A 23,404-nucleotide genomic window follows, 5' to 3' on the forward strand; every position below is an offset into this window, starting at 1 on the left:
TTGGTCTGGTCAGTGCGGGAAGTCATCCTGGACCGACCAGCTTTTCGTAGACACTCAGAGCGGTCACAGTCTTGTGAAGCGATGCAATGTGAAATCGGCACAGCTGCAGCCTTTGAAGTTTTTGCGTGATTCTCATTACATGGATTCTGAGCTGGCCTAGCTTTTTCAGACTATTCTGATATCGCACTACCTTCTTCGCCTCTAGCCTGCCTTCCTTTCAACTGGGAGGGCAGGAACCGATGGCAAGGACATTGGGAGCACGACATACGTTAAGAATGCGCCATACGCGTGTAGCAATTGCGATCGGATTTGCATTTTCAGTGGCAAGTAGCGGTGCGTCGGCGCAAATACACCCGGAGGACTTTCCGTCTTTCGTCGATGGTGCGCTGGTACCAGCGAAGTTCGTTGACCCGGAGAAGACAGGGCTTGTCCATGTCGACGACGAGATGGTGGATACCTATGCCAATGTGGCAGCGGAGGCGTACTGTCAGTCGTTGTCCACCACCTACACGTGCGAACTGAACGACATCAGCCGACGTGAAGTCGCCGGTGTGAAGCCCGAGAGCGCCTACACCATTCTCGACGTTGCTATTGATGTCACTCGGCCGGGCTATCCCACGGAGACCAGGCACCCTGATCTCGACATCCTCCTGGTACGCTCATGCACCTCCGGCGCGATACTGGCCGATGACAGCGATAAGACACAAGAAGATCGCGGTAGGGTCTCGGGCGAACGGCCAGTACGTTGCCGTTTTGATCCATTGGCTTCTACCGAAAAAGCGCTTGGCGTACCCGACGAGGGCGACAGCAATACCTGCCCCATGGGTAATGCCCCCACGGTGGGCAACCCGATCAACCCGACGACGATGACCAAGATCGAGGTGACCACTGATGTGGCTAGCCCGAGCGGGTCGGGTCTGGATTTCCAGCGCGTATACAGCAGCGGAGCCTTCTCGCTGGATGACTCCTTACCCGCTACGGAAGCGCGGTATCCGGCGTCGGCGCGCCTGGGCTCGCGCTGGCGTGGCACATACGATCGCGCGTTCGTCTCCCGGCGCTACTACGACCCGGCTACCAAGGCCTATGTGCAGGCATTGCATCTCGTTCGTGAAGATGGACGAGAGGTGCGTTTTGTGCCGAAGGGTGACACCTTCGTGGCCGACGCCGAGGAGCGCGGCGTCCTGCGCAAGGAAGGTGACGCGGGTTGGACCTACACCTGGGCCGATCAGACGGTCGAGCAGTTCGACGACCAGGGCCGGTTGCGCGTGCGTACCGACCCCAATGGCAACACGATCACTCTTGTCTACGACGAGATCGAAGTGGATATTGGCTTCAAGGTCAAGGTATTGGTCCGCGTCGAGGATCGCCAGGGACGGAGCCTGTACTTTGGTTATGATCGTGTGGGTCGGATCAATAAGGTGACCACGCCCGACGGGCACCAGATCAAGTATGCATACGACGAGTCGCTCGGTGCAGGTCTTGACGCCGATATGGTTGCAGTCACTTACGCCGATGGTCGCTCCCTACGCTACATCTATGACGAGCCCGGCATGGGTGGCACGCCGAATCACAAGCTGACCGGGATCATCACAAGCGACGGCAAGCGCTACGCCACATTTCACTATGACAGTCGAAATCGCGCCATTGAGTCCAATCACGGAGACGGGCTCGAGTACACCAAGGTTAGTTTGAGCGGCAAGGGTCAAGTCGCAGTAAGTGGCAGAGATCGGCGTGCCGAACATTTCCTGGTCGCGCCGGTACTGGGTAGACCTCGTCTGTCCGATCGCCGAGAGAACTATCTATCCGGCGAAGTCAGTCAGCGCTTCGATTACTTGGACTCGGGGCGGGTCAGTACTTATACCGACTACCTCGGAGTGCCGACGACGTACCAGTACGATTCCATACGCCACCTCGAAATTGAACGTACAGAAGCGGCGGGCACACCAGTCTCCCATACGGTCAAGACGACATGGCATCCCGTCTTCAATCTTCCTTCTCGCATCGAGGACGCCACGCATTGGATATCGTTTCAATATGACGTGCATGGTAATTTGACTCAGCGGCGCGAGGGCGGTGTTTCCGATGCCGGCGATCCGGCTTCGGTGCCCTGGCCGGACGAGCGCATAACGACGTACACATACGATCCCGCTGGCCGCGTTCTGACGACTGACGGTCCTTTGCGAGGTACTGCCGATACCACTCGCTTTAGTTACTTCGAAACCGATGCCACGGAGTGTGTCACGGGTAGCACGTGCGCATGGCGCAAGGGAGACCTTCATGCAACCACTAACGCCCTCGGCCACACGAATACGGTACTTATTTACGACGGCGCTGGTCGGATTCTTGCGCAAACCGATGCTAATGGGGTCCGCACCGATCGACGCTACGATGAGCGCGGACGCCCCATCGAGGTTGCAGTTCGCGGGAATCGCGACGGCCTACCCTCAGCGTCCGACATCATCAGCTTGGTCAGTTACGATGCCAATGGCAATTTCGAGATGTCTAAAGACCCCGACGGTGTCGTTGTGCGGCATGAATACGATGCCGCACATCGGCTCGTGGCGGAGGTCGACGCAGCGGGCAATCGGCACGAATTTGTGCTCGACGGTCAGGGGTTGCCGAGAAAAGAGGTTCATCGTAATGGGAAGGGTGTGGAAGAGCGGCTTATCGAGCGCACGTTTAACGGCCGCGGTCAGCTGTTGTCGCGGGGCATGTACGAGGATCACGATTACGATGCCAATGGACGGCAGGTCGGACTGCGGTCCGGTTTCCTGAATATCCAGGAATGGCATAGGGATGCGCGCGGCCGCGTCGTGGAGACAATTTACGACCGGGATACGGTCAATGCGCATATTTCCATGCTTTACGACGGCCTGGATCAGCCGAAGACTGTTTTCGATCCCAAGGCCTTGGCGACGGCATTTTTGCGTAATGGCCTTGGAGACGTGCTGTGGCAACACAGCCCTGATACGGGCGATACGATTACTACTGTCGATGAGGCCGGGCGGCCCACGAGAACTGTGGCGGCGGATGGCCGGGAGGTCAGGCGAACCTTCGACACACTCGGCCGATTGATCCGCGCCGAATACATCGATGGAAGTAGCGATGAATATGTCTACGATGTCGCGTCGTCGGAGTGTCCGGCGGAGGCCGGCTTTGCCACTGGCCGGCTTAGTTCGGTCGCCGAAACCAGTGGTTCGACGGTGCTCTGTTATGACTTTGCCGGTCGCGTCGTGCGCAAGATCCAGACAACGCGTGGCGTACGCTTGGAAATCGGCTACACGTATACGTCTGCGGGACGACTCGCAGCGGTCACCTTGCCGGATGGCAGGATTACGCGATATGCACGCGACACTGCCGGTCACATTTCAGAAGTGGCGACCTCGCATGTCGGGAGATCATCGGCTGTCGTTGCCTCAAACGTCCAATGGACCTCGTTCGGAGCTATACGCGGCTGGACGGCTGGCTCCAGGTCGTTGGACAGAACCTACGATGAAGAAGGTTATACGAAGACCGTCAGGGACGCTAAGGCCGGCGGCCTCTCGTTTGAACTTCAGTGGGTTGCAGATAACGTTAACGACGTGAGGGTGGGGTCTCTTGCGCTGGGCGCCTGGCACGACTTGATAGATCGCCTAGAGCACGCTACAGAATACGACTACGCATACGATCCAACGGGAAACCGGGTCCGAAGAGAAAAGCTATTCGCGCCACGAAAGTACACATATGCGGTTGATAGCCATAGATTGCTATCGGTCAACACTACAGCCCGCGAGTATGACGAAGTGGGCAGAACGACCCGCATTGGGGCGAATGAGTTCGTTTATGATGTCCGCGGTCGCATGGCGCAAGCCAAGGTAAATGGCGTAGTGGAAATGAACTACGCCTACAACGTCTTCGGCCAGCAGACGGCTAGGTATATCGCCAATCAAGTCGCTATCTCGCTCTATGACGAGGCGGGTCATTGGATCGGTGATTACGACGCCGCTGGTCAACCCATCCGCCAGATGGTCTGGCTCGACGATTACCCGCTGGCTGCGTTAGACGGCGATGCGATCTACGACATTCAATCCGATCACCTTGGCACCCCCCGTGCCATTGTCGATCGCGCCCTGGATAAGGTCGTCTGGAACTGGTCGATCATTGGCGAAGCATTTGGCGACACCAAACCGAACGAAGACCCAGATCGGGACGGAAAGAAGTACATCTTTGACCTGCGTTTCCCGGGGCAGCGCTACGATGCTGTCACGGGGCTGTTCCACAATGGATTCCGCGATTACGATCCGGCAAGCGGACGCTATATCCAGAGTGACCCACTTGGATTGGCGGGCGGTATGTCGACCTATGCGTATGCGGGGAGCAGGCCATACCGAAACGTCGATTCCCTAGGCCTCAAGTACGCCGAGCAGTATGCGGCGTGGGGTGCGGCCACCGGTTTCGTCGTAGCGGGTGGTGTTTCGGTGGCCGCCGACTTCGCTACCGGTGGCGCAAATCTGGTAGTTACTCCAGCGGAGTTGCAAGCTGGCACATTGCTGGGTGGTGGGATCGGCTATGGGGCAGGGTGGCTTGCGGACTGGGCGACGGGCAATGGCGCCTTCATTAAACCACCCAAGGATGCGCATGACCCGAACGGCGCGAAAGCGCCGGGCAAGCCTCCCGAGGCGTTGGGATACAGAGATCCAAAAAAAGGCGAAAGGTGGGTACCAAACCCGAATCCTGGGGCAGGTGGGAGAAGTCATGGATGGGAAAGTAAGGATGGAAGCGTATGGTGTCCCACTGGGCCGGACGCCGGCTCTAGAGGAATTGGCCATGGTGGACCGCATTGGGATGTTCAGCGTCCGGATGGAAGTCACGAGAATGTATTTCCGCTGAAGTGATCAATGCTATGAAGAACATTCAGGTAATCGACGGAGCAATTAATGCAACCTATGCAATTTGCACAGCCGAAGATGATCAATTCGACATCATTTTCCCGGATGGAAAAGATATTGAGTTTATCGGCGACCTCTTTGATCGCGTGGGCGACACTTTAGCCGACAAGGTTGCTGGGTCGTTGTGGCAAAGGCCCGTGGATAAGCACTTCGTTGACGGTATTCATGGGACGTTGATCTACGAACAAATTGCAAAGCGTGACTACTTTCGGTCTAAGCGCTCCACGGAACTCGATAGAGTCGATACAGTCGCATACCGGTGGCTGAGGAAATCCGCAATGGCCACTGCTTCGAGCAGAACGGGGAAATACCTTCATGTACAGATTTCCGATGATCGCCCGGAATCAGACTATCCGATTTTTGCGGTAACGCGTCCGGAGTTCGCGCTGATATTCCCCGATGGCGCGGACATGGAGTTTGAGGGGGATTTCGTAAAGCGCCATGGTTGGTTGCGGGGGCACAAGTTGCTTTATCGAGTCTTTGGCCGGCGTATTCCCAAGACCATGGTGCGTGGAATTCACGGCATGCTTTTCAGAGGTGGTGATTCACGAAAGGAAATTTTCCCGACAAAGAGATCCAGCGAGGAACTCACATATGCTCAGCGGCTTCATCTCGAAGGCGCCGATTGATCAGTTCTCTTTCCATCCCGTGGGAGGGCGTGAAAGCCTGCGCCCTCCCTGCTTGCTGCTGTCGGGTAACTTTAACTTGACCAGAATCGTAACTTGATGAAAACAAACCTTAATATTGGTGACGAACGAAGGCGATTGCCGGGAATTACCGAGGGTAAAGGGGGCGATCTCGGTGTTATGGCCAGGCTACCTGATTGGTACGTTTCTTTACGGGCTCGGCATTGAGGTAAACAGCGCCATCAATTGTTCGCGAGGGATGCCGTGTATAGCGTCGCCCTTGAGTCCCGCGACCACATGATCGAGGACGATGCGTGCGCGGTAGCGAAGCTCTTCGGGCGACAGAGGTGGTGTCGTCCCGGGTTATCGAATCAGCGCGGATAGACGATGAACTGATCGAGCTTTCCGTCTGGCGTGAAATACGTCGCGACACCCACGGTCTTTTCTGCACCCTTGATTTTGAAGAAGCGATAGATGAGGCCGCCTCGCCGATCGGTACGCGTTTGCGTCACCGTAACAGCTGTACCTAATGGCATGAGTGATGACGAGAAATCAGACACCACCTGCTCGTTAAAATACGCGTTCAAAGCACCTGTCATCATGCTTCGGTCTGGATGTCCCGCTTGCAGCTGCGCGAATAACGTTCGCACGCTCGATAGCGCAGCCGGCGCATCGGGATCGACGGCCGGGGTAAAGAGGAGCGCTTCGATCTCGCCTGTCACCCTGTCACTCGTACCAGCAGTCCCATTGGTCAGGACGACGATCGCGATGCCGTCATTCGGGAAAACGGTGTTCTGGGAGCGGAAGCCCGATGTCTCGCCACCGTGGTCCCAGCGCAAGCGACCTTCGTCGGTGGTCAACACGAACATGCCCAAGCCATAGTGAGTGCCCGTGCCGTCGGACAGCAATGTCTCCTTTGAAAGCTCGTTTCGGGAAGCGCGGCTAAGAATTGCGTCACGCATCAGTCCCATGTCCCACCGAGCCAGATCGCTGGCCGTCATAGCCAGATTCCCGGCCGCCCATGTCCAGTTTTTCCCCTCGGCATGCGCTGGACGAGGCGGACCAAGGGCGGCAACCTCGTATCCCTGTGGATCGCGCGAATCCCATGGCGTGGTGCTCGTATCGACGACCGATTTCATATCAAGCTTGTCGGTGATCCGGCTGCGGACAAACTGGTCTAAGGACGTCCCGCTGGCAATCTCGATAATGCGGCCAGCAATGGCATAGCCGGTGTTGCTGTATGACCACTGTGTGCCGGGCGCGAAGCTGAGCGGGCGCTTTCCCCAGTCGGCCAGGATGGCGTCGACGGTCGTCGGCTTTGCCATATATGGCGGCAAATAGTCGAGTGGGTAGTAGTCGACATATCCGGCTGTGTGCGAAAGCAACTGCCTTACGCTGACATCATTCGCTCGCGTGAGGTCCGGCAGGAAGCGCGATACCTTGTCGTCCAGCGATACCTTTCCGTCCTGCACAAGCAGAAGCATGGCAGCGGCAACAAACTGCTTGGTATTCGATCCGATTTTGTATCGCATGTCGGTCGTCGCGGGCACCGCTCGGTCGAGACGTGCGATGCCATAGGCCTTGGCGTAGGCAAGGTTGCCGTTGGCCACGATCGCCAGGGACACGCTTGGTACGGATTTGTCCTCAAGTGCCTTGTCGACGATAGCGTCGATAGATCGCAAGGTACCTGGAGCGAGCTGCGCCGATGCGGTCCAGGGGATTGATGATGCGAGCGCAAGGATGTAGCCGGCGGCGGTGGTTCCAATGCGCATATCGTTGTTCCGAATGAGGCTGTGGGTGAGCGCGGGGAACTCGTTCCATATGATGGTGTGTTGCTCGACCAACACACCTGTGCCGAAAGGCAGGCCTCTCAGGCTTGGACCGATTTCCCGAAGTTGATGCACGCCCCGTTGAAACGAGCGGCCGACGTGCGCGGGCCGACGCTTCGCAGGATCGCCGCGCGGCCGGATCTTTCGAGGGAAAACAATTACCGCTATTGAATATACATAAATGAACTATATACTTATGAGGTAACCATCGCGGGTACCTCCTATGCACCGTTTCGCCCCCACCGAAGCTCGCCTCGATATCACCCGGGCAAAATATCCGGAGTTTCCGCGTGGGCCGGCTGCGCTCATGCGCCTGGTCAAGCATCTCTTCAAGGACATCACCGACGAGGCGAACGCGGTGATGCGTCCTTACGGACTCAACCACCCCGAATACAACATCCTGATGATGCTGTACGGCTCGCCGGAGAACAGCCTGCATCCGTCGCAGCTGGCGGATGCGGCGGGCGAGAAATCCGCGAACGTCACGCGCCTCACCACCCAGCTTTGTGAAAAGGGCTACATCGCCCGCTCGGGAAGCGACGAGGATCGCCGCAAGGTGACGCTGACGCTCACTACCGAGGGCCTCGCCCTCATCGAAAGCTTCCTCCCCGATATCGTCACGCTGCTTCACCGGCAGACGCGTAATCTCACCGCGGACGAACAAGGGCAGCTCGAAGCCCTGCTCAAGAAGATGCTGGCCGGGTTCGGGGAATAGACGAGCGCGTCATGTCCGCCGCCAACCTTTCAACCAGCGCTCCCATGACGCGACAGCTCGTCGTCGAGACACTGCGCGAAGAAGCCTCGGTATGGCTGTTCGTGGTCAAGACCCTGATCGCGTTCTTCCTGACCGGCTGGATCGCCATGCGCCTGGACCTGCCCGCGCCGTCCACGGCGATGCTGACGACGATCATCGTCGCCAACCGGCAAGCCGGCATGGTGCTGGCGAAAAGTTTCTATCGCGCGCTGGGTACGCTGGCTGGTGCCACGGCGGCGGTCGGCATCGTGGCCGCCTTTCCGCAGCAGCGCGACCTTTTCCTCCTGGCCCTTTCCCTGTGGATCGGCATCTGTGCCGGCGGTGCCACGTTGTACCGCAACTTCAAGTCGTACGCCTTCGTCCTTGGTGGATACACCGCCGCCATCGTCGCCATCCCGGTCATCGAGAACCCGCCAGGTGTATTCGACTCGGCCACGGCACGCATCAGCGAGGTGTTACTCGGCCTGCTGGTCAGCGGCGTCGTCAGCGATGTCGTCTTTCCGAGCCGCATGCGCGATGTGCTACGTCGTACGGCGCGCGACCAGTTCGCGAATTTCGTCGCCTTCGTCCGCGACAGCACCGGTGGCGCCATTCCACGCGAGTCCATGGAGAAAGCGCACCTGCGCTTCGTGCGCACGGCGGTCTCGTTGGAGGATCTGCGTAGCTCCGTCATCTTCGAGGATGCCGAAGCACGCGCGCGCAGCAACCATCTGCGTCTTTTCAACCAGCGTTTCATGGCCGCATCGACCAGCTTCCAGTCGTTGCATCACCTCGTCAACCGCCTGAAGCGGGCACGCCGCGATACGGCGGCGAACCTGCTGATCCGTCTCTACGCTCCCCTGGGCGATGCGCTGGACGCACCCATCGAGGCGGGGGCGGCGGCGCGCGTGCTATTGCCAAGACTGGCAGTCGCGCGCGATACGATGCGTGGCAACATCAATGCATTGCGCGCCACCCTCGACGACACACAGGATCTGCGCGACTTCGATACCGGTGCCGCGCTGCTGCTTCGATTCGTCGATGAACTGCACGACTATGTGGACGCGGCAGCGACCTTGCAGACGCCGCGCGTCATCGCCGGGTCGGCCGAGCGTGTCCGCTTCGACCGTGGCAACGATTTCCTCGGTGCGGGTGTCGCCACCGTTCGAACGACGCTGACCATGCTGGTGTTGGGCGCATTCTGGGTCGAGAGCGCATGGCCCATGGGTTCCAGCGCGATGCTGCTCGCGACGATCTTCGCCGGACTCTTCGCTACGACACCGAACCCCACCAGGGTCACCTGGCAGGTGATGCTCGGTTATTTCTCGGGCATGGTCGCGGGTTTCGCCTGTGAGTTCTTCGTGCTGACGCAGTTGGATGGATACGGTTTGCTCGTGGTCGGCGTCGCGCCTTTCCTGGCCGTGGGCCTGGTCATGATGATGACCCAGCGGTTCGCATCGTATGGACTTGGCTGGGCCATGGGCTTCGCTTACATCCTCGCCTTGAAGAACGTGCAGACCTACGATCCCGCGCATTTCATCAACGATGCGATCGCCCAGGTCATCGGGCTTGGCGCGGCGGCCGTGTCGTTCGTGGTGATTCCCCCGGCGATCGGCAGCGCGTGGTTGCGCCGTCGCCAGCTGGCCCGGCTTCGTGGACAGGTGGCGCTCGCCGCGGAGGCGCCATTGCCGGGCCTTCGCCACCGTTTCGAAAGCGTCAACCATGACCTGGTGAGCCAGGTGGTCGCGCAGACCGAGCCCGGCAGCGCCGACTCGCGCGCGCTGATTGCCTGGGCCCTGGCGGTGCATGAAACCGGCCGCGCACTGATCGAACTGCGCCATGACATGGCCCGTCGTGAACTGCCTGCCACGTTGCGGCCCTACCTCGAAGAAGCATTGGGCACGTTGTCTCGCTTCTACGAGAAACCCGATGCGCCGGGTTACCTGCTGGCGCGTGACGCCGTCGCCACGGCGATCGCCAGCGTCGGGGAGCACGATGGCGTCGCACACCTGCTCGAACACCTTCATCTCGTGCGCATGGCATTGCTCGACGGCGAGTCCGTGCTCGCCGCGTACATGCCCGATGCGCCTCTCGACAAGGAAATCGCCCATGCCTCGTGAGATCGCACTCGGCGACGCCCTCGTGCCGGGGTTGCTCGTCTTCTTCGTCCTGGCGTTGCTCCTGTTGTGGATGCTCGACGGGCTGGCCGGCCGCTTCGGCCTTTACCGCCTGGTCTGGCATCCGCCGTTGTTCCGTCTTGCTGTCTTCGTCTGTGTCTTCGGCGCCCTGGCGCTGTTCCTGTACTGAGTGATGCCATCATGAAATTCGCCAGCCTCGTCCGTTTCGCGATTACCGCCGTCGTCGTCATCGTCGCAGCCTTCGTCGGCCACGCGCTGTGGAAGCACTACATGTACTCGCCATGGACGCGTGACGGGCGCGTACGCGCGGAGATCGTGAGGATCGCGCCCGATGTGGCGGGTCTCGTGACCGACGTGCGGGTCATCGACAACCAGACGGTGAAGAAAGGCGACCTGCTCTTCGTCGTCGACAAGGCGCGATACCAGAACGCGGTCGCGCAGGCGCAGGCCAATCTCGACGCCGCCGACGCCGCCGCGCGCGCCGCGGGCGCGAACATCAACGCCGCCACGGCCGGTGCGCAGCAGAGCCGGTCGAACTATGAAATGTACGAAGCGCAGTCGGAACGCCGGCAGAAACTGATCAACAACGTCATCTCCGCCGAGGACAAGGCCAATGCCATGGCCGCCGCCAACGCCGCGCGCGCCGGTTGGCAGCAGGCACAGGCGAGCACGAAGCAGGCCAGCGCCGCGCAGCAGCAGGCGCTGGCCGCCGTGGCCCAGGCGCAGGTGGAACTCGCCTCCGCGCAACTTAACCTCGACCGGACCGAAGTGCGCGCGCCGGTGGATGGCTACGTCACCAACCTCGATGTCCGCGTCGGCGACTACGCCAGCGCCGGTACGGCACGGCTCGCCCTGATCGATAGCAATTCGTACTGGATCTACGGGTACTTCGAGGAAACGAAACTGCCCGGCCTGCGTGTCGGCGATCCCGTCGACATCCGCCTCATGAGCGGTGGGGTCGACCTGAAGGGGTCGGTGGAGAGTGTCGCGCGGGGCATCACCGATGCCGACAACCCGACCGGCAGCGATCTGCTGGCGGACGTGAATCCCACGTTCAACTGGGTTCGCCTGGCCCAGCGCGTGCCGGTGCGGGTGAAGATCGATACCGCACACCTGCCACCCGGCACGGTGCTGGCGGCCGGCATGACGGCCACGCTCGTGGTGCGCCCGTCCGGTGGCGAGGCGGTGGCGTCTCGCTGAGGTGTGCCGCGGGTCTCAGGAATCCGCGGGAGCGAGGCGCTTCAGGCGCAGGTCCAGCCATTTGTCCACGTCGGGCCACTCGGTGGCGAGGATGCTGTAGCAGACCGTGTCGCGCAGGGAACCGTCGGGGCGCCGCTTGTGGGCCCGGAGGATGCCCTCACGCCGGGCGCCCAGCTTCTCGATCGCCCGCTGGGAATCCTGGTTGTAGGCGTCGGTGTGGAACTCCACCGCGACCACGCCCTCGTTCTGGAAGGCGTTCGCCAGCAGCAGGTGCTTGCACGCCGTGTTGACATGGCTGCGCTGCCAGCGCCGCGCATACCAGGTGTAGCCGATGGCCACACGGAAAGGATCGGGAACGATGTCGTAATAGCGCGTGGAGCCGACGATCTCTCCGCTGCCGTTCTCCCGAACGACCCATGGCGACATCCGCCCCTCGTCCTGGCCGCGCAGTGCCGACTCCACGTAGTCGGTCATGCGGCCCGGGGCGGGTACGGAGGTGAACCAGAGGTCCCAGAGGTTGCCGTCGGCGGCGGCGCGCTCGAGCGGGCCGATGTGGGCGAGAGCCAGCGGTTCCAGGGTGACGTAGGCGTTTTCCAGGCGGGTGGGGATCATGGATGGCTCAGGCGTCGAGGTCGGGAATCAGCCGGCTTTCGATGCGGGCGATGGTGTCTTTCAGCAGCAGCTTGCGCTTTTTCAGGCGGGTGAGTTGAAGCTCGTCGCGGGTGATCGCCGCCGCCAGGTACTCGATGGCGGTGTCGAGGTCGCGGTGCTCCACCTTGAGTTCGGCGAGGCGCTGGTTGAGTTCTGCTGGGTCCTGAACCTGCATGGCATTGGGCCGGACGGCGAGGGAAGCACCGATTGTAACCCCGGGCGGGCGGGCCCGCAGCGGCTACAATAGGGGACCCGCCCCCGCACGAAGCCATCGCCACACCATGTCCGCCTCCCCTGAAGCCACGCGCAAGCAGACCTACGAGACAGGCAAGCTGGCCAAGCGCCTGCGTCGCCAGGTCGGCCAGGCGATCGCCGACTACGGCATGATCGAGGACGGCGACAAGGTGATGGTGTGCCTTTCCGGCGGCAAGGATTCCTACACCTTGCTGGACATGTTGTTGTCCTTGCAGGCGAAGGCGCCGGTCCGCTTCGAGCTGATCGCGGTCAACCTCGACCAGAAGCAGCCTGATTTCCCCGAACACGTGCTGCCGGAATACCTCAAGGCGCGGGGCGTTCCCTTCCACATCATCGAACAGGACACCTACAGCGTCGTGACCCGGGTCATCCCCCAGGGCAAGACGATGTGCAGCCTCTGCTCGCGCATGCGCCGTGGCGCGCTGTATCAGTGGGCGGCCGACAACGGCATCACGCGGATCGCACTCGGCCATCACCGCGACGACATCCTCGGCACGTTCTTCCTGAACATGTTCTACCAGGGCAGCCTGAAGGCGATGCCGCCGAAGCTGCTGTCGGACGACGGGCGCCACGTGGTGATCCGTCCGCTCGCGTATTGCCGCGAAGACGACATCGCGGCCTATGCCGAGGCGCGGGCATTCCCGATCATTCCCTGCAACCTGTGTGGTTCGCAGGAAAACATGCAGCGCAAGGTGGTCAAGCGCATGCTGGCCGACTGGGAGAAAGCCCATCCCGGCCGCAGCGAAACCATCTTCCGCGCGATGGGCAACATCGCCCCGTCGCAATTGACCGACCGAAACCTGTTCGACTTCGCCGCCCTCGGCTCACGTGCCGACGCTCCGCGCGCCGACACGCGCGCCTGGCTCGCGGGTGGCGACGCCGCCGACGACAACGACTGATCATCTCCCTTCACACGCTTCAAGGCCTGCCGATCATGACCCTGTTCTCTTCCGTCGAACTCGCGCCGCGCGATCCGATCCTCGGCCTCAACGAGGCCTTCGGTGCCGATACCCGTACCGACAAGGTCAATCTTGGCGTGGGCGTGTACTACGACGAACACGGCCACGTGCCGCTCCTGCGCGCCGTGCGCGAGGCCGAGAAGGCACGGCTGGAAGCCCAGTTGCCGCGCGGCTACCTGCCGATCGACGGCATCGCGTTGTACGACAGCGCCGTGCAGAAACTGTTGTTCGGCGACACCTCGCCCTTGCTGGTCGACCGGCGCGTGGTCACCGCACAGGCGCTCGGTGGCACGGGTGCGTTGAAGGTCGGGGCCGACTTCCTGAAGCGGCTGAACCCGTCCGTCCCGGTGGCGATCAGCAACCCTAGCTGGGAAAACCATCGCGCGTTGTTCGAAGGCGCGGGCTTCCAGGTCGTGGAGTATCCCTATTACGACGCCGCGACGCATGGCGTGGACGTCGAAGCCATGCTCGACGGCCTGGCGACGTTGCCCACCGGTGCCATCGTCGTGCTGCACGCCTGTTGCCACAATCCCACCGGCGTCGATCTCGGCTCCGACGACTGGAAGCGTGTGATCGCGACGGTAAAGGAGCGGGGCCTCGTGCCCTTCCTCGACATCGCCTACCAGGGTTTCGGTGACGGCATCGCGGCGGATGCCGAGGCGGTGCGTCTGTTCGCCGAGACGGATATCGCGTTCTTTGTCGCCAGTTCGTTCTCCAAGTCGTTCTCCCTGTACGGCGAACGTGTCGGAGCGCTGTCGATCGTCACCGCTTCGCACGACGAGGCGGTGCGTGTGCAGTCTCAGTTGAAGCGGGTGATCCGTACCAATTACTCCAATCCGCCGACGCACGGTGCCGCGGTGGTGTCCGCCGTGCTCAATCACGACGATCTCCGAGCGACGTGGGAAGCCGAGCTTGGCCACATGCGTGAGCGCATCCGCACCATGCGCAGCGGCCTGACCGAACGCCTGGCCAAGGTCGGCGACTTCGGGTTCATCGAGCGCCAGCGTGGCATGTTCTCGTATTCGGGGCTGTCGGCGGCGCAGGTGGAGCGCCTGCGTGTGGAATTCGGGATCTACGCCGTGAGCACGGGCCGCATCTGTGTCGCCGCGCTCAACCAGGGCAATATCGACCGCGTGGCCGAAGCTATCGCCCGCGTCGTCTGACCCCATGACAAAGCCTTTTCGCCGGTGGGCGCACAGCGCCCGCCGTGGCCATCCCTTCGCATGAGATTCATCGATACATGTTTTTTCGCAACCTGACCCTGTTCCGCTTTTCCGAATCCGTCGCGGCCGACCTGGAGCGCCTCGACGAAGCGCTTCCCGAACACCGGCTGCGTCCGGTCGGCCCCTTGGAAATGGCCACCCGCGGCTTCGTCTCGCCCCTGGGCCGCAATGAAGAAGGCCTGACCCATAGCGTCGGCCGCAACACGATGGTCACGGTCGGCAGCGAAGATAAACTCCTGCCGTCGTCGGTCGTGAACGACGAACTGGCCAACCGCGTGCAGAAGATCGCGGAGGAGGAAGGGCGCAAGGTCGGCGGCCGCGAGCGCAAGAAGATCAAGGACGACGTCATGAACGAACTGCTTCCGCGTGCGTTCGTGCGCAGTTCGCGCATGAAAGCCTATGCGGACAAGAAAAATGGCTGGCTGGTCCTGGATACATCCAGCCGGAAGTCGGCGGAGAACACCTTGAGCCAGATCCGCGAGGCCCTGGGCAGCTTCCCCGCCGTGCCGCTGGCGCCCGAGGAGTCGCCCCGGATTCTGATGACCCACTGGGTAGCCACGGGTGAACTGCCAGGTGGCCTCGCCCTGGGCGACGAGTGCGAGCTGCGCGACCCAGCGACCGCCTCGGGCGCCATCGCACGGTGCCGCCGGCAGGATCTCGACACGGATGAGATTCGTGAGCACTTGCGGACAGGAAAGCAGGTCTTCCAGTTGGGTCTGGTCTTCGACGACCGCATATCCTTCGTACTAGGCGAGGACCTGATCCTGCGTAAAATCAAGTTCACCGACGTCGTTCTGGACGAGCAGGCGGACAGCCCTGAATCGGCCGCGGCGGAAATGGATGCGAATTTTTCCCTCATGGCGCTCGAATACGAGCGCCTGCTGGGCAAGCTGGAAGAATGGTTCAAGTTGCCGCGCCCGGACTGATCGGGCGTCGGCGTCGCAGGTAATGATATGGCTTGGTGGGATGTTCGTCGGGATCGACACGAGACTCGCGACATGGCATCGGACGAAGGCGACTGGCTGGAACTGGCAACCCCCACGGGTGGCACCATCCGTGTGCTCAAGGCGGCGCACCCGCGTGCCCGCCGCTTGCGCCTGACGGTCACGCCCAAGGGCGCACGTCTCACCTATCCCAACGGCACGCATACGGCGCAGATGACGGCCTTCCTCCGTCATCACGCCGATTGGCTGGAGCAGAAGCTCGGCGAATTCAACCTCGATGCCCAGCCCTTGCCGCCGCTACGCGTGGGCGTACCCACCACGTTTCCCTTCCGTGGCGAGGAGATCACCCTCGATTGGTCGGAGGGGTCCTACCCCCGGGTGGAGCACGAGCCGGGCCTGTTGACCCTGGCGCTTCCCCGGCCGCACACGCGGGCGTTGCTCGTCGCCCGCGGCCTTCTGGCCACCTACTTCGAAGCGCAGATCCGCCGCGATGTCTCGCGTTGGCTGCCTGCCTACATCCCGCAGATCAACGCGGCACCCACGGCATTGCGCATCCGTCCGCTGAAGAGCCTGTGGGGCAGCCTGGACACGCGGGACAGGATCAATCTGGACCTCGCCCTGGCGCTGGCGCCCCCCGCCGCGTTGCGCTACGTGCTCGTGCATGAGCTTTGCCACCTCAAGGTGCGCAATCACTCGCCGAAGTTCTGGCATTGGGTGGAGAGCGTGTTCCCCGACTACGGGGAACAGCGTGCCTGGCTGCGCGCGAACGGCAGTGGGCTGAAGATGCAGTTGGACAGGCTCATCGCTGACGTGGCCGATTAGCTTTCGGTCAGTGAGCGAGCGCGAAGCCCGTGATGATGCGCGCGGTTTCTTCGGGCTTCTCGAGCATCGGCATGTGGTTGCAGCCGTTCAGTATGGTGGCGCCGATGGACGGCGAGCTCTTGAGCCCGCCGCGCAGCGTATCCAGCGCCGATACGTCGATGAGCTTGTCCTCGCGGCACCATAGTCCCAGGACGGGCATCGGCAGCTTGCCGATCACGGGATCGAGCGCGAACGCCTGCGCCGGTTGCTTCAGCTGGTTGAAGGTGCGCTCGATGAACGCGTGGTCCTTCTGGTTGCGCGCGACCAGCGCGTCTTCCAGGCGGCCGGGAATGTGCGGCGGCGTGAGGAAGATTCGCGCCAGCAGCGCTTCCAACCCGGCGCGGTCGCTGTAGAGGAACGGATTCACTCCCGCCTTCACTTCACGGGTGAAATCGTTGTCCTTGAAGCTCAGTCCCAGCGAACTCATCAGAACGAGGCTGGCGACACGCTCCGGATGCTGTTCCGCATAGATTCCGGCGATCGCGCCACCCATCGACTGTCCGACCAGGAGGAAACGCTGTGCGCCGACGGCCGCCGCGAAAGCCTCCAGGCGCGCCGCCTGCGCCGGAATGCCGTAGTCGCCGCCGTCGTTGCGCGAGGATTCTCCCCAGCCCGGCAGGTCGGGAATGACGACGTGGAAATGGTCGGTCAGGCCCTTGGCCATCTCCAGCCAGGTTTCCTTGTTCGCGGCGAAACCATGCAGGAGAACGATCGTGGGGCCGTCACCGCCTTCGTAGTAGGACCAGGTGGTATCGCCGGCGACGATGGTTTTCTTCTCGACGTGCGATGCCATCGCCAGGCGTGCCGCATCGGCCTTGAGCAGCAGCGAAGGGGCGAACAGGTAGACGAGCCCCGCGCCGATGCCGAGTACCAGCGCCACCACGACGAGGAACTTGAGCCGGCGCAGCAGCAGGCGTTGCCAAAGGGGACGGCTATCGGGGGATGCGGAGATCGGGGTCTTGGCCATGGAATAGGGAGCCTGGAACGGAGGACGCCCCGCAAGATGCGGGGCGTCGCGGAAGGATGCAAGTCTTGTGACCGGAAAGGGATCGCAGGTTCGTGCGTTATTTCTTCTTCGACGTACCGGCTAGGATGCGCTCCACCGCCTGCTGGGTCATCGGGTGGTAGCCGCTCCTCGCCTTGGCGTACGTCTGCTTGGCGAAGGCGAGGCCTTCCGGGGTACGGGCGAAGGCGCGATAGACCGGCGTGGTGAGGTAGAGGCGGCCGATACGGGTCATGTGTTCGGCGGCGGCCGTCCACACGTCCTTGTCGCCGGCGGCGATGGCGTGCGCGTACCAGCGCATGCCGATCTCGGCGTTCGGCGTGCCTGTGAGGTGCCACGCGGCGTCGATTTCCTTGATCCGGGCCAGCGGCGTGACATCCGGCAAGCGATCGAGGAAGTACATCCATTCCTGGGTGTTCCAGCTTTTCGCATCGAGCCTGGCGGCGTCGAGCGTGCCCGCGAGGAAGGCTTCACGCTGCTTGTCGATGCTGTCGAAGCGTGGCGACGACGGCAGCGGCGCGTCCTTCGGAATGCCCGGTTGCCAGATCCAGGCGCGGGCTTCGGCTTCGCTCATCTTGCCCGGATATTTGTCCAGCAGGTTGGTCTTGAGATAGGCGAACATCGTATCCGTGTCGATGCTCTGGAAGGCGAAGTGGGCGAAGTAGCCTTTCAGGTAGGCGTCGAAGACGTCGCGGCCGAAACGCTGTTCCAGGGTGCGTAGAAACCACGAGCCCTTGTCATACGCAACCGAGGACAGGGCATCGTCTGCGTCCGTGCCGCGCGGGTCGGGCGTGAGCTTCTGCGCGTTCGGGGGCATGTGGCCGATGGTCTTCTGCAGCTCGCGTGCGGACAGCAGCGCTTCCTCGTCGGCAAGGGCCTTGCCGTAGACGGCTTCGGTGATCCGTCCTTGCACGTAGGTGGTGAATCCTTCGTTCAACCAGCCGTCGCGCCAGGCGGCATTGGTGACGAGGTTGCCCGACCAGGAATGCGCCAGTTCGTGCGATACCAGCGAGACGAGGCTCTTGTCGCCGACCAGCACGGTCGGCGTGGCAAAGGTCATGTTCGGGTTTTCCATGCCGCCGAACGGGAACGACGGCGGCAGCACGAGGATGTCGTAGCGGCCCCAGGCATACGGACCGTACAGCTTTTCCGTGGTTTCGATCAGCTTCTCGGTGTCCTCGAACTCGTGAGCCGCCTTGCCGACGATGCTGGGTTCGGCGTAAACCGCACTGCGTGGGCCGGTTTCCTTCACCGCGATATCGCCGGCGGCGATGGCCAGCAGGTACGAGGGAATGGGATGCGGTTGATCGAAGGAGAAGTCGCCATTCAACGGATGCTTCGCATCGTTGATCGCGCTCATCACGACGCGGACGTCCTTCGGCGCGCTGATGTGCGCGTCGTAGGTAATGCGGATGGCGGGCGAATCCTGCAGTGGCACCCACGAACGTGCGTGGATGGATTCCGATTGCGAGAACATGAACGGTTGCTTCTTGCTGGCCGTCTGTTCGGGCGTCAGCCATTGCAGGCCCGACGCTTCGGGAACCGTCGCGTAGGCGATGCGCACGCTTGCCGGGTGCGCGGGTGCCTCGATCGTAAGCTTGGAACCGAGTTCCTTGTCGCGCGGTGCCAGTGCGAACTTCAACGGCGACGCCTTGCCCGAGGCATCCACGGCTTCCACGCTGGCGATCTTCAGGTCGCGCGTGTCCAGGACCAGGTCCTTCGCCTTTGCATCCTTCCAATCGAGCTTCAGCGTCGCATTGCCGGTGAGCTCGCGCTTGCCGAAGTCCAGCGTGAGGTCCAGGTCGAGATGGGTGACACGGACCGCGTCAGGCTGCGCGTAGGAATGCGGATCGGAGGCGAAGGCCACGGCGGGAAACGCCATGACCAGGGCAAGGACGGGAAGCAGGCGCATGCTGGGTTCCGGTGGAGTTGAGCGGCCAGTATGCCACCCCCGGCCAGGCCCCGCCCTCGCGTCGTGCCTACAGCTTGTAGGCGCGGTGGATGGCAACGATGCCGTTGCTGAGATTGCGCACTTCGACATGCCCGAAGCCGGCGTTGAGCATCATGCCCTTCAGGGTTTCCTGGTCGGGATGCTTGCGGATCGATTCGGCCAGATACTGGTAGCTGTCGGCGTCCTTGGCGAACAACTGGCCGAGTCGCGGCAGGATCTTGAACGAGTGCACATCGTAGAGCTTGGAAAGCACCGGGCTCTGCACCTTCGAGAACTCCAGCACCAGCGCACGGCCGCCGGGCTTGAGGATGCGATGCATGTCCGCAAGGGCCTTGTCCTTGTCGGTGACGTTGCGCAGGCCGAAGGCGATCGTGACGGCGTCGAAGCTGTTGTCCGGGAACGGCAGCATCTCGGCATTCATCTGCGCCCAGCGCAGACCCGCCACGAGGCCGCGATCGGTCAGGCGGTCGCGACCCACGCCCAGCATGGCGGCGTTGATATCGCCGACCACCACCTCGCCTTCGTCGCCGACGACGGGCTTCAGCAGTGCGGCGATGTCGCCCGTGCCGCCGGCGAGATCGAGCACGCGGTCACCACGGCGCACGCCGCTTACCGCCACGAAGTGGCGCTTCCACAAGCGGTGGATGCCGAACGACATGAGGTCGTTCATCAGGTCGTAGTTGCGCGCCACAGACGTGAAGACCTGGCCGACAAGCTTTTGCTTGTCGGCCAGGGGGACGTCGCGGAAGCCGAAGTGGGTGGTTTTCTCGTTTTCCATGCTGCGCATGGTACTCCCGTTCGGTCCGCTCCTGCAGGCGCCGAGGGCGTGCTCAAGGCAGCTTCGTGATCACCTCGTGCTGGCGCTGATGGAACTGGATACGGTTGCCTTCGGGCGCGCGCATGACATAGCTACCCGCCGGCCCTCCCTCGCGCACGAGCAGGCCTGCCTGCGGGGCGACTTCGCTGTTCGATACGGTGAGCATGGTTCGTGGGTGGATACGCACGGCAAACGTATCGTGCCGTGCCGCTTGCAGGCCCGACGCAGCGCGGATCTCTTCGATCGACGCGGTGGGTGGCACCGTGGTGAGACGGATGCCGCTCACCCGCCGATCGACGATTTCCGTACGGATGGCCGCCCAGTTGGGACTGAAACCTTTCCCGCCCCGCGCGGCCATGCGTTCGAGGGGGCTGGATTTGAACGGCTTGCTACCGTAGTACCAAAGCACCTCCGGGACCTCCGGTAGCGCCACGACGCGATAGCCGGCGGGGACCGAAGACGGCTGGGGAATTCGTGGGACGACCATGTTCACCGAGACCCCGACCCCGAGCTGCGGAGGTCGCGCTTCCGCCAGGCTGCGCTCGTGAGCGCGAGCGACGGCCCCATTCCATCGCAGTCGCTGTTCGGCGGTGATGTTGGCGGCGGGGACGTTCTCGGTGAGTTCGCGCCGCATCTGGGTGCGGATGAGGTCGCGTTCGAAGGGGTCGGGGAAGGCGGCTTCGAACTCGGCCAGGTACTCGTTGTAGAGCTCGGGCTGGTTGGCGCGTCCGGCGGGGGCGGGGAGCATGCCGCCGCGGGGGCCGAGCTCGTGGTAGGCCCATTGGCCGTTGCCGGCGCGGCGGATGGCGGGGCCGCGGAAGGCGGCATTGCCGTGGGGGCGGCTCAGGCGCCAGGTGCCGATGTCGCCATCGAAGCGGGCGTGGTAGAGCTTGCCGTGGTGCTCGATGTAGGAGCGGCCCTGGAGGGTGAAGATGCCTTCGTGATTGGGCTGTCCGGTCTTGCGCACGCCCTTGGCGAGGTAGGCGGCGTCGAAGTGGACGGTGGGCTGGAGGGTGGGCCGGGCTTCGACGAGGCGACCGGCGAGGCGGAAGCGGGCGCCGAGGATGGCGCGTGCCAGGGGGGCGGAGCTGAAGGCCTGGACGGGTGCGGCGGCGGCCAGGGAGGCGTTGTAGAAGTCGGCGAAATCGACCAGGGCCTGGGCCTGGTCGCCGGTTTTGACGGTGTCGTAGAAGCGCCAGGCGGCCTGGGCGGCGCGGGCGGGGGCGGTGAGGACGCCCTGGAGGGCGTCGTGGAGGAGGCGGTGATTCAGGGTGGAGCGGGCGTGGTCCCGCAGCCAGGCCCAGTTGGCCTGTTCGGCGGTGCGGGTGAGGGTCTGCACGTTGCGCAGGCCCAGTTGCACGTCGACCTCATAGGCGTCGTCGAGGAAATTGCCAGGGAGGAGGCGTTCCTCGAAGCGAGCGGCGGTGCGGGTGTAGGCGGCCGAGTCGCTGGCCCCCAGGACCCAGTGGGCGAGGTGATCGCCGGCGAACTCGCGGGCGGCGCCGTTGGGCAGGACGCGGGCGTACTCCAGGGGCAGGCGATCGAGGAGGTACTCGCGGAAGGCGGGGTGGTAGAGGAATCGTCGGCCGGCCTCGGCGCGGTCGTCGAACTCGCGGAAGCTGATGCCGTCGGGGGCGTCGGGGGTGTACATGACGATGGAGGGCACGCTGGCGGGGTTGCGCACGCCGAAGACGAGGACATCGCGCAGGGGGGTGCCCTGGTAGGTGACCTGGTGGACGGCGATCTCGTGGCCTTCGACGCGGGCGCGGTCGGCGGCGTTGGGTGCGTCGAGGACGGCGCGGACCCAGCGGTAGCCGCGCTCGGCGTGGTCGTCGCGGAAGGAGCGGGGGGCGTCGGTGAGGTAATAGGCCAGGCGCGCCTCGGCGGCGAGCAGTCCCATGTGGGCCTGCTGCAGGCTGGCGGCGTGTTCGCGGCGAAGGGCGGCGTCGGGTCCGGAGCGGAAGGTGGTCTGGAGCAGGGCGGGATAGCGCGAGGCGAGGTCGAGGCTGCGCACGAGCTGGCGGATGGCGGGATCGTCCAGCGCGTCCAGGGGGGTGCCCTCGGCGGTGAGGGCGGTGAGGCGGACCGGCTCGAAGGTGGCGATGTTCTGGTAGGCGAGGTCGATGAGGCGCAGGTGAGCGGGTGCGGGGCCCTCGAAGAGGGCTTGCAGGGATTCCAGTCGAGCGGCGGGGTCGGGGCCGCGATCGATGCGGATCTGGATATCGGCCGGGTCGAGGGTGATGCCGCGGGCGCGCAGTCGTTCGCCCAGGGCGTTGGCGGCGTACTCGGCCAGCGAGGGCGGGGGGAGCCATCCGGCGTCGGCTTCGCGGGCGGCGATCGCCGGCAGGGTGGCGCGGAAGAGGGCTTCGGCGTCGCGCCAATCCTGGGCGACGGCCTGGGGCACGCGGGTGAGCCGCTGGTCGTTGAAGCGCTCGATCAAGGCGGCGTGGCGCAGGGCGAGGATGTGGGTCACATCGACGGCGCGATCCAGGCGCAAGGCGGCGAAGGCGGTATCGGTGAAGGTGGTGGCCCGGGTGGTGTCGTCGTGGGAGGCCAGGGCGAAGGCGAAGCCGGCCTGCTGGAGCTTGTCGCGTTGGGTCTGCAGGAGGGCGTCGACGAGGGCGTCGAAGGGCTGGCCGGGGATCGGGCGGGAGGTGAGGAAGGGGTCGGGGCCGAGGGAGGTCAGGTGCTGGCGGGCGATGCCGGGCAGGTCGGGGGTCGCGACCAGGGCGCGTCGCGCGCGCTGTTCCATCCTGGCCAGGGCGTCGGCGAGGCGGGGAAAGACCTCCCAGCCGTGCTGGGTGGAAAACACCAGGGTGCGCTCGGGGTGGCGCAGGTCCTGGAGGAGCAGGACGCCGGCGTAGACGGAGGGGCCGACCATCGGTTCGCGGACGCTGAGGTGGGCGGGCAGGTTGCCCGCGCCGGTCGCGACGAGGTCGCGGACCAGGGCCAGGGCGTCGTCGTCGAGGGTGCCGTCGTGCTGAGCCAGGAGGGCCAGGTCGCGTGCGGCGGTGGCGAGGCGTGAGGCCAGCGCGGCGCGGCGCGAGGAGCCCTCGGCGCCGTCCAGGGGCGGGGCGTCCCAGTAAGCGGCGAGGGCGGTGAGGTAGGCGGGCAGGGCGCCGGCGGCGAGGGTATCGGGAAGCGTGGGGACGCGGGCGTCCTCGGTGGCCAGCCAGGACTGCAGGGCGACGAGGCGATCGAAGGCGTCGGTCGCTTCCTGGTAGGCGGACTGGGTGAGGGCAGGCGGGGCCTGCGGCGGCATCGTATCCATGATGATTTCCTTGTC

Annotated in this window: 17 protein-coding genes; 10 read left to right on the top strand and 7 right to left on the bottom strand. The window is 63.4% G+C overall.

Annotation, left to right across the window (positions count from 1 at the left end; all coding sequences use genetic code 11):
* The first annotated feature begins 275 nt into the window (after positions 1 to 275).
* Positions 276 to 4,874 (top strand): RHS repeat-associated core domain-containing protein, encoded by a 4,599-nt coding sequence (locus tag ACN9M2_RS01280; RefSeq protein ID WP_426286391.1) that lies wholly within the window; start codon positions 276 to 278, stop codon positions 4,872 to 4,874.
* An 8-nt stretch (positions 4,875 to 4,882) separates the two neighbouring features.
* Entirely contained in the window at positions 4,883 to 5,557 is a 675-nt protein-coding gene (locus tag ACN9M2_RS01285) for a hypothetical protein (RefSeq protein ID WP_426286392.1), read from the top strand.
* A gap of 368 nt (positions 5,558 to 5,925) precedes the next feature.
* Here the strand turns inward: ACN9M2_RS01285 and ACN9M2_RS01290 are convergent, their stop codons facing one another.
* A complete protein-coding gene (locus tag ACN9M2_RS01290) occupies positions 5,926 to 7,326 on the bottom strand; it encodes a serine hydrolase domain-containing protein (RefSeq protein WP_426286393.1) in 1,401 nt (466 codons plus the stop codon).
* Positions 7,327 to 7,606: 280 nt separating this feature from the next.
* Here ACN9M2_RS01290 and ACN9M2_RS01295 point away from each other — a divergent pair, with 280 nt between their 5' ends.
* From ACN9M2_RS01295 to ACN9M2_RS01310, 4 genes are read left to right on the top strand one after another with little or no spacing between them, the layout of a single operon-like run.
* Positions 7,607 to 8,098 carry a MarR family winged helix-turn-helix transcriptional regulator gene (locus ACN9M2_RS01295; protein ID WP_426286394.1) on the top strand — a complete coding sequence of 164 codons (492 nt, stop codon included), beginning with the start codon at positions 7,607 to 7,609 and terminating at the stop codon, positions 8,096 to 8,098.
* Positions 8,099 to 8,142: 44 nt separating this feature from the next.
* On the top strand, positions 8,143 to 10,236 hold the full coding sequence (locus tag ACN9M2_RS01300; protein WP_426286395.1) for an FUSC family protein: 2,094 nt from the start codon (positions 8,143 to 8,145) through the stop codon (positions 10,234 to 10,236).
* Positions 10,226 to 10,423, top strand: coding sequence for a DUF1656 domain-containing protein (locus ACN9M2_RS01305; RefSeq protein ID WP_306848151.1), 198 nt, complete (start codon positions 10,226 to 10,228; stop codon positions 10,421 to 10,423). The genes ACN9M2_RS01300 and ACN9M2_RS01305 overlap by 11 nt, the downstream gene beginning before the upstream one ends.
* Before the next feature lie 11 nt (positions 10,424 to 10,434).
* Entirely contained in the window at positions 10,435 to 11,454 is a 1,020-nt protein-coding gene (locus tag ACN9M2_RS01310; RefSeq protein ID WP_426286396.1) for a biotin/lipoyl-binding protein, read from the top strand.
* Between the two features lie 15 nt (positions 11,455 to 11,469).
* On the opposite strand, the gene ACN9M2_RS01315 is transcribed toward ACN9M2_RS01310, so the two are convergent.
* Positions 11,470 to 12,066 (bottom strand): GNAT family N-acetyltransferase, encoded by a 597-nt coding sequence (locus tag ACN9M2_RS01315; RefSeq protein WP_426286397.1) that lies wholly within the window; start codon positions 12,064 to 12,066, stop codon positions 11,470 to 11,472.
* Between the two features lie 7 nt (positions 12,067 to 12,073).
* The gene (locus ACN9M2_RS01320; RefSeq protein ID WP_426286398.1) at positions 12,074 to 12,280 is read right to left on the bottom strand and encodes a YdcH family protein; all 207 of its coding nucleotides are present in this window, start codon (positions 12,278 to 12,280) and stop codon (positions 12,074 to 12,076) included.
* 106 nt (positions 12,281 to 12,386) lie between these two features.
* Between ACN9M2_RS01320 and ttcA the strand changes: the two genes are divergently transcribed.
* From ttcA to ACN9M2_RS01340, 4 genes are all read left to right on the top strand, one after another.
* Positions 12,387 to 13,259 carry a tRNA 2-thiocytidine(32) synthetase TtcA gene (gene ttcA / locus ACN9M2_RS01325; RefSeq protein WP_426286399.1) on the top strand — a complete coding sequence of 291 codons (873 nt, stop codon included), beginning with the start codon at positions 12,387 to 12,389 and terminating at the stop codon, positions 13,257 to 13,259.
* Positions 13,260 to 13,294: 35 nt separating this feature from the next.
* Complete coding sequence (locus ACN9M2_RS01330; RefSeq protein WP_426286400.1) at positions 13,295 to 14,482, top strand: amino acid aminotransferase; 1,188 nt, start codon at positions 13,295 to 13,297, stop codon at positions 14,480 to 14,482.
* A gap of 77 nt (positions 14,483 to 14,559) precedes the next feature.
* Complete coding sequence (locus tag ACN9M2_RS01335; protein WP_426286401.1) at positions 14,560 to 15,468, top strand: recombination-associated protein RdgC; 909 nt, start codon at positions 14,560 to 14,562, stop codon at positions 15,466 to 15,468.
* Between the two features lie 72 nt (positions 15,469 to 15,540).
* Positions 15,541 to 16,308 (top strand): M48 family metallopeptidase, encoded by a 768-nt coding sequence (locus ACN9M2_RS01340; protein ID WP_371023690.1) that lies wholly within the window; start codon positions 15,541 to 15,543, stop codon positions 16,306 to 16,308.
* 7 nt (positions 16,309 to 16,315) lie between these two features.
* Here the strand turns inward: ACN9M2_RS01340 and ACN9M2_RS01345 are convergent, their stop codons facing one another.
* The 4 genes from ACN9M2_RS01345 to ACN9M2_RS01360 form a co-directional block, all read right to left on the bottom strand.
* On the bottom strand, positions 16,316 to 17,314 hold the full coding sequence (locus ACN9M2_RS01345; protein ID WP_426286402.1) for an alpha/beta fold hydrolase: 999 nt from the start codon (positions 17,312 to 17,314) through the stop codon (positions 16,316 to 16,318).
* Between the two features lie 97 nt (positions 17,315 to 17,411).
* A complete protein-coding gene (locus ACN9M2_RS01350) occupies positions 17,412 to 19,262 on the bottom strand; it encodes a M1 family metallopeptidase (protein ID WP_426286403.1) in 1,851 nt (616 codons plus the stop codon).
* A gap of 67 nt (positions 19,263 to 19,329) precedes the next feature.
* A complete protein-coding gene (gene ubiE / locus ACN9M2_RS01355) occupies positions 19,330 to 20,079 on the bottom strand; it encodes a bifunctional demethylmenaquinone methyltransferase/2-methoxy-6-polyprenyl-1,4-benzoquinol methylase UbiE (protein ID WP_426287970.1) in 750 nt (249 codons plus the stop codon).
* A gap of 52 nt (positions 20,080 to 20,131) precedes the next feature.
* Positions 20,132 to 23,389 carry a hypothetical protein gene (locus tag ACN9M2_RS01360; RefSeq protein WP_426286404.1) on the bottom strand — a complete coding sequence of 1,086 codons (3,258 nt, stop codon included), beginning with the start codon at positions 23,387 to 23,389 and terminating at the stop codon, positions 20,132 to 20,134.
* Positions 23,390 to 23,404: the final 15 nt, after the last annotated feature.

Source organism: Luteibacter sp. E-22, assembly GCF_049913125.1.
Taxonomy (GTDB): Bacteria; Pseudomonadota; Gammaproteobacteria; order Xanthomonadales; family Rhodanobacteraceae; genus Luteibacter.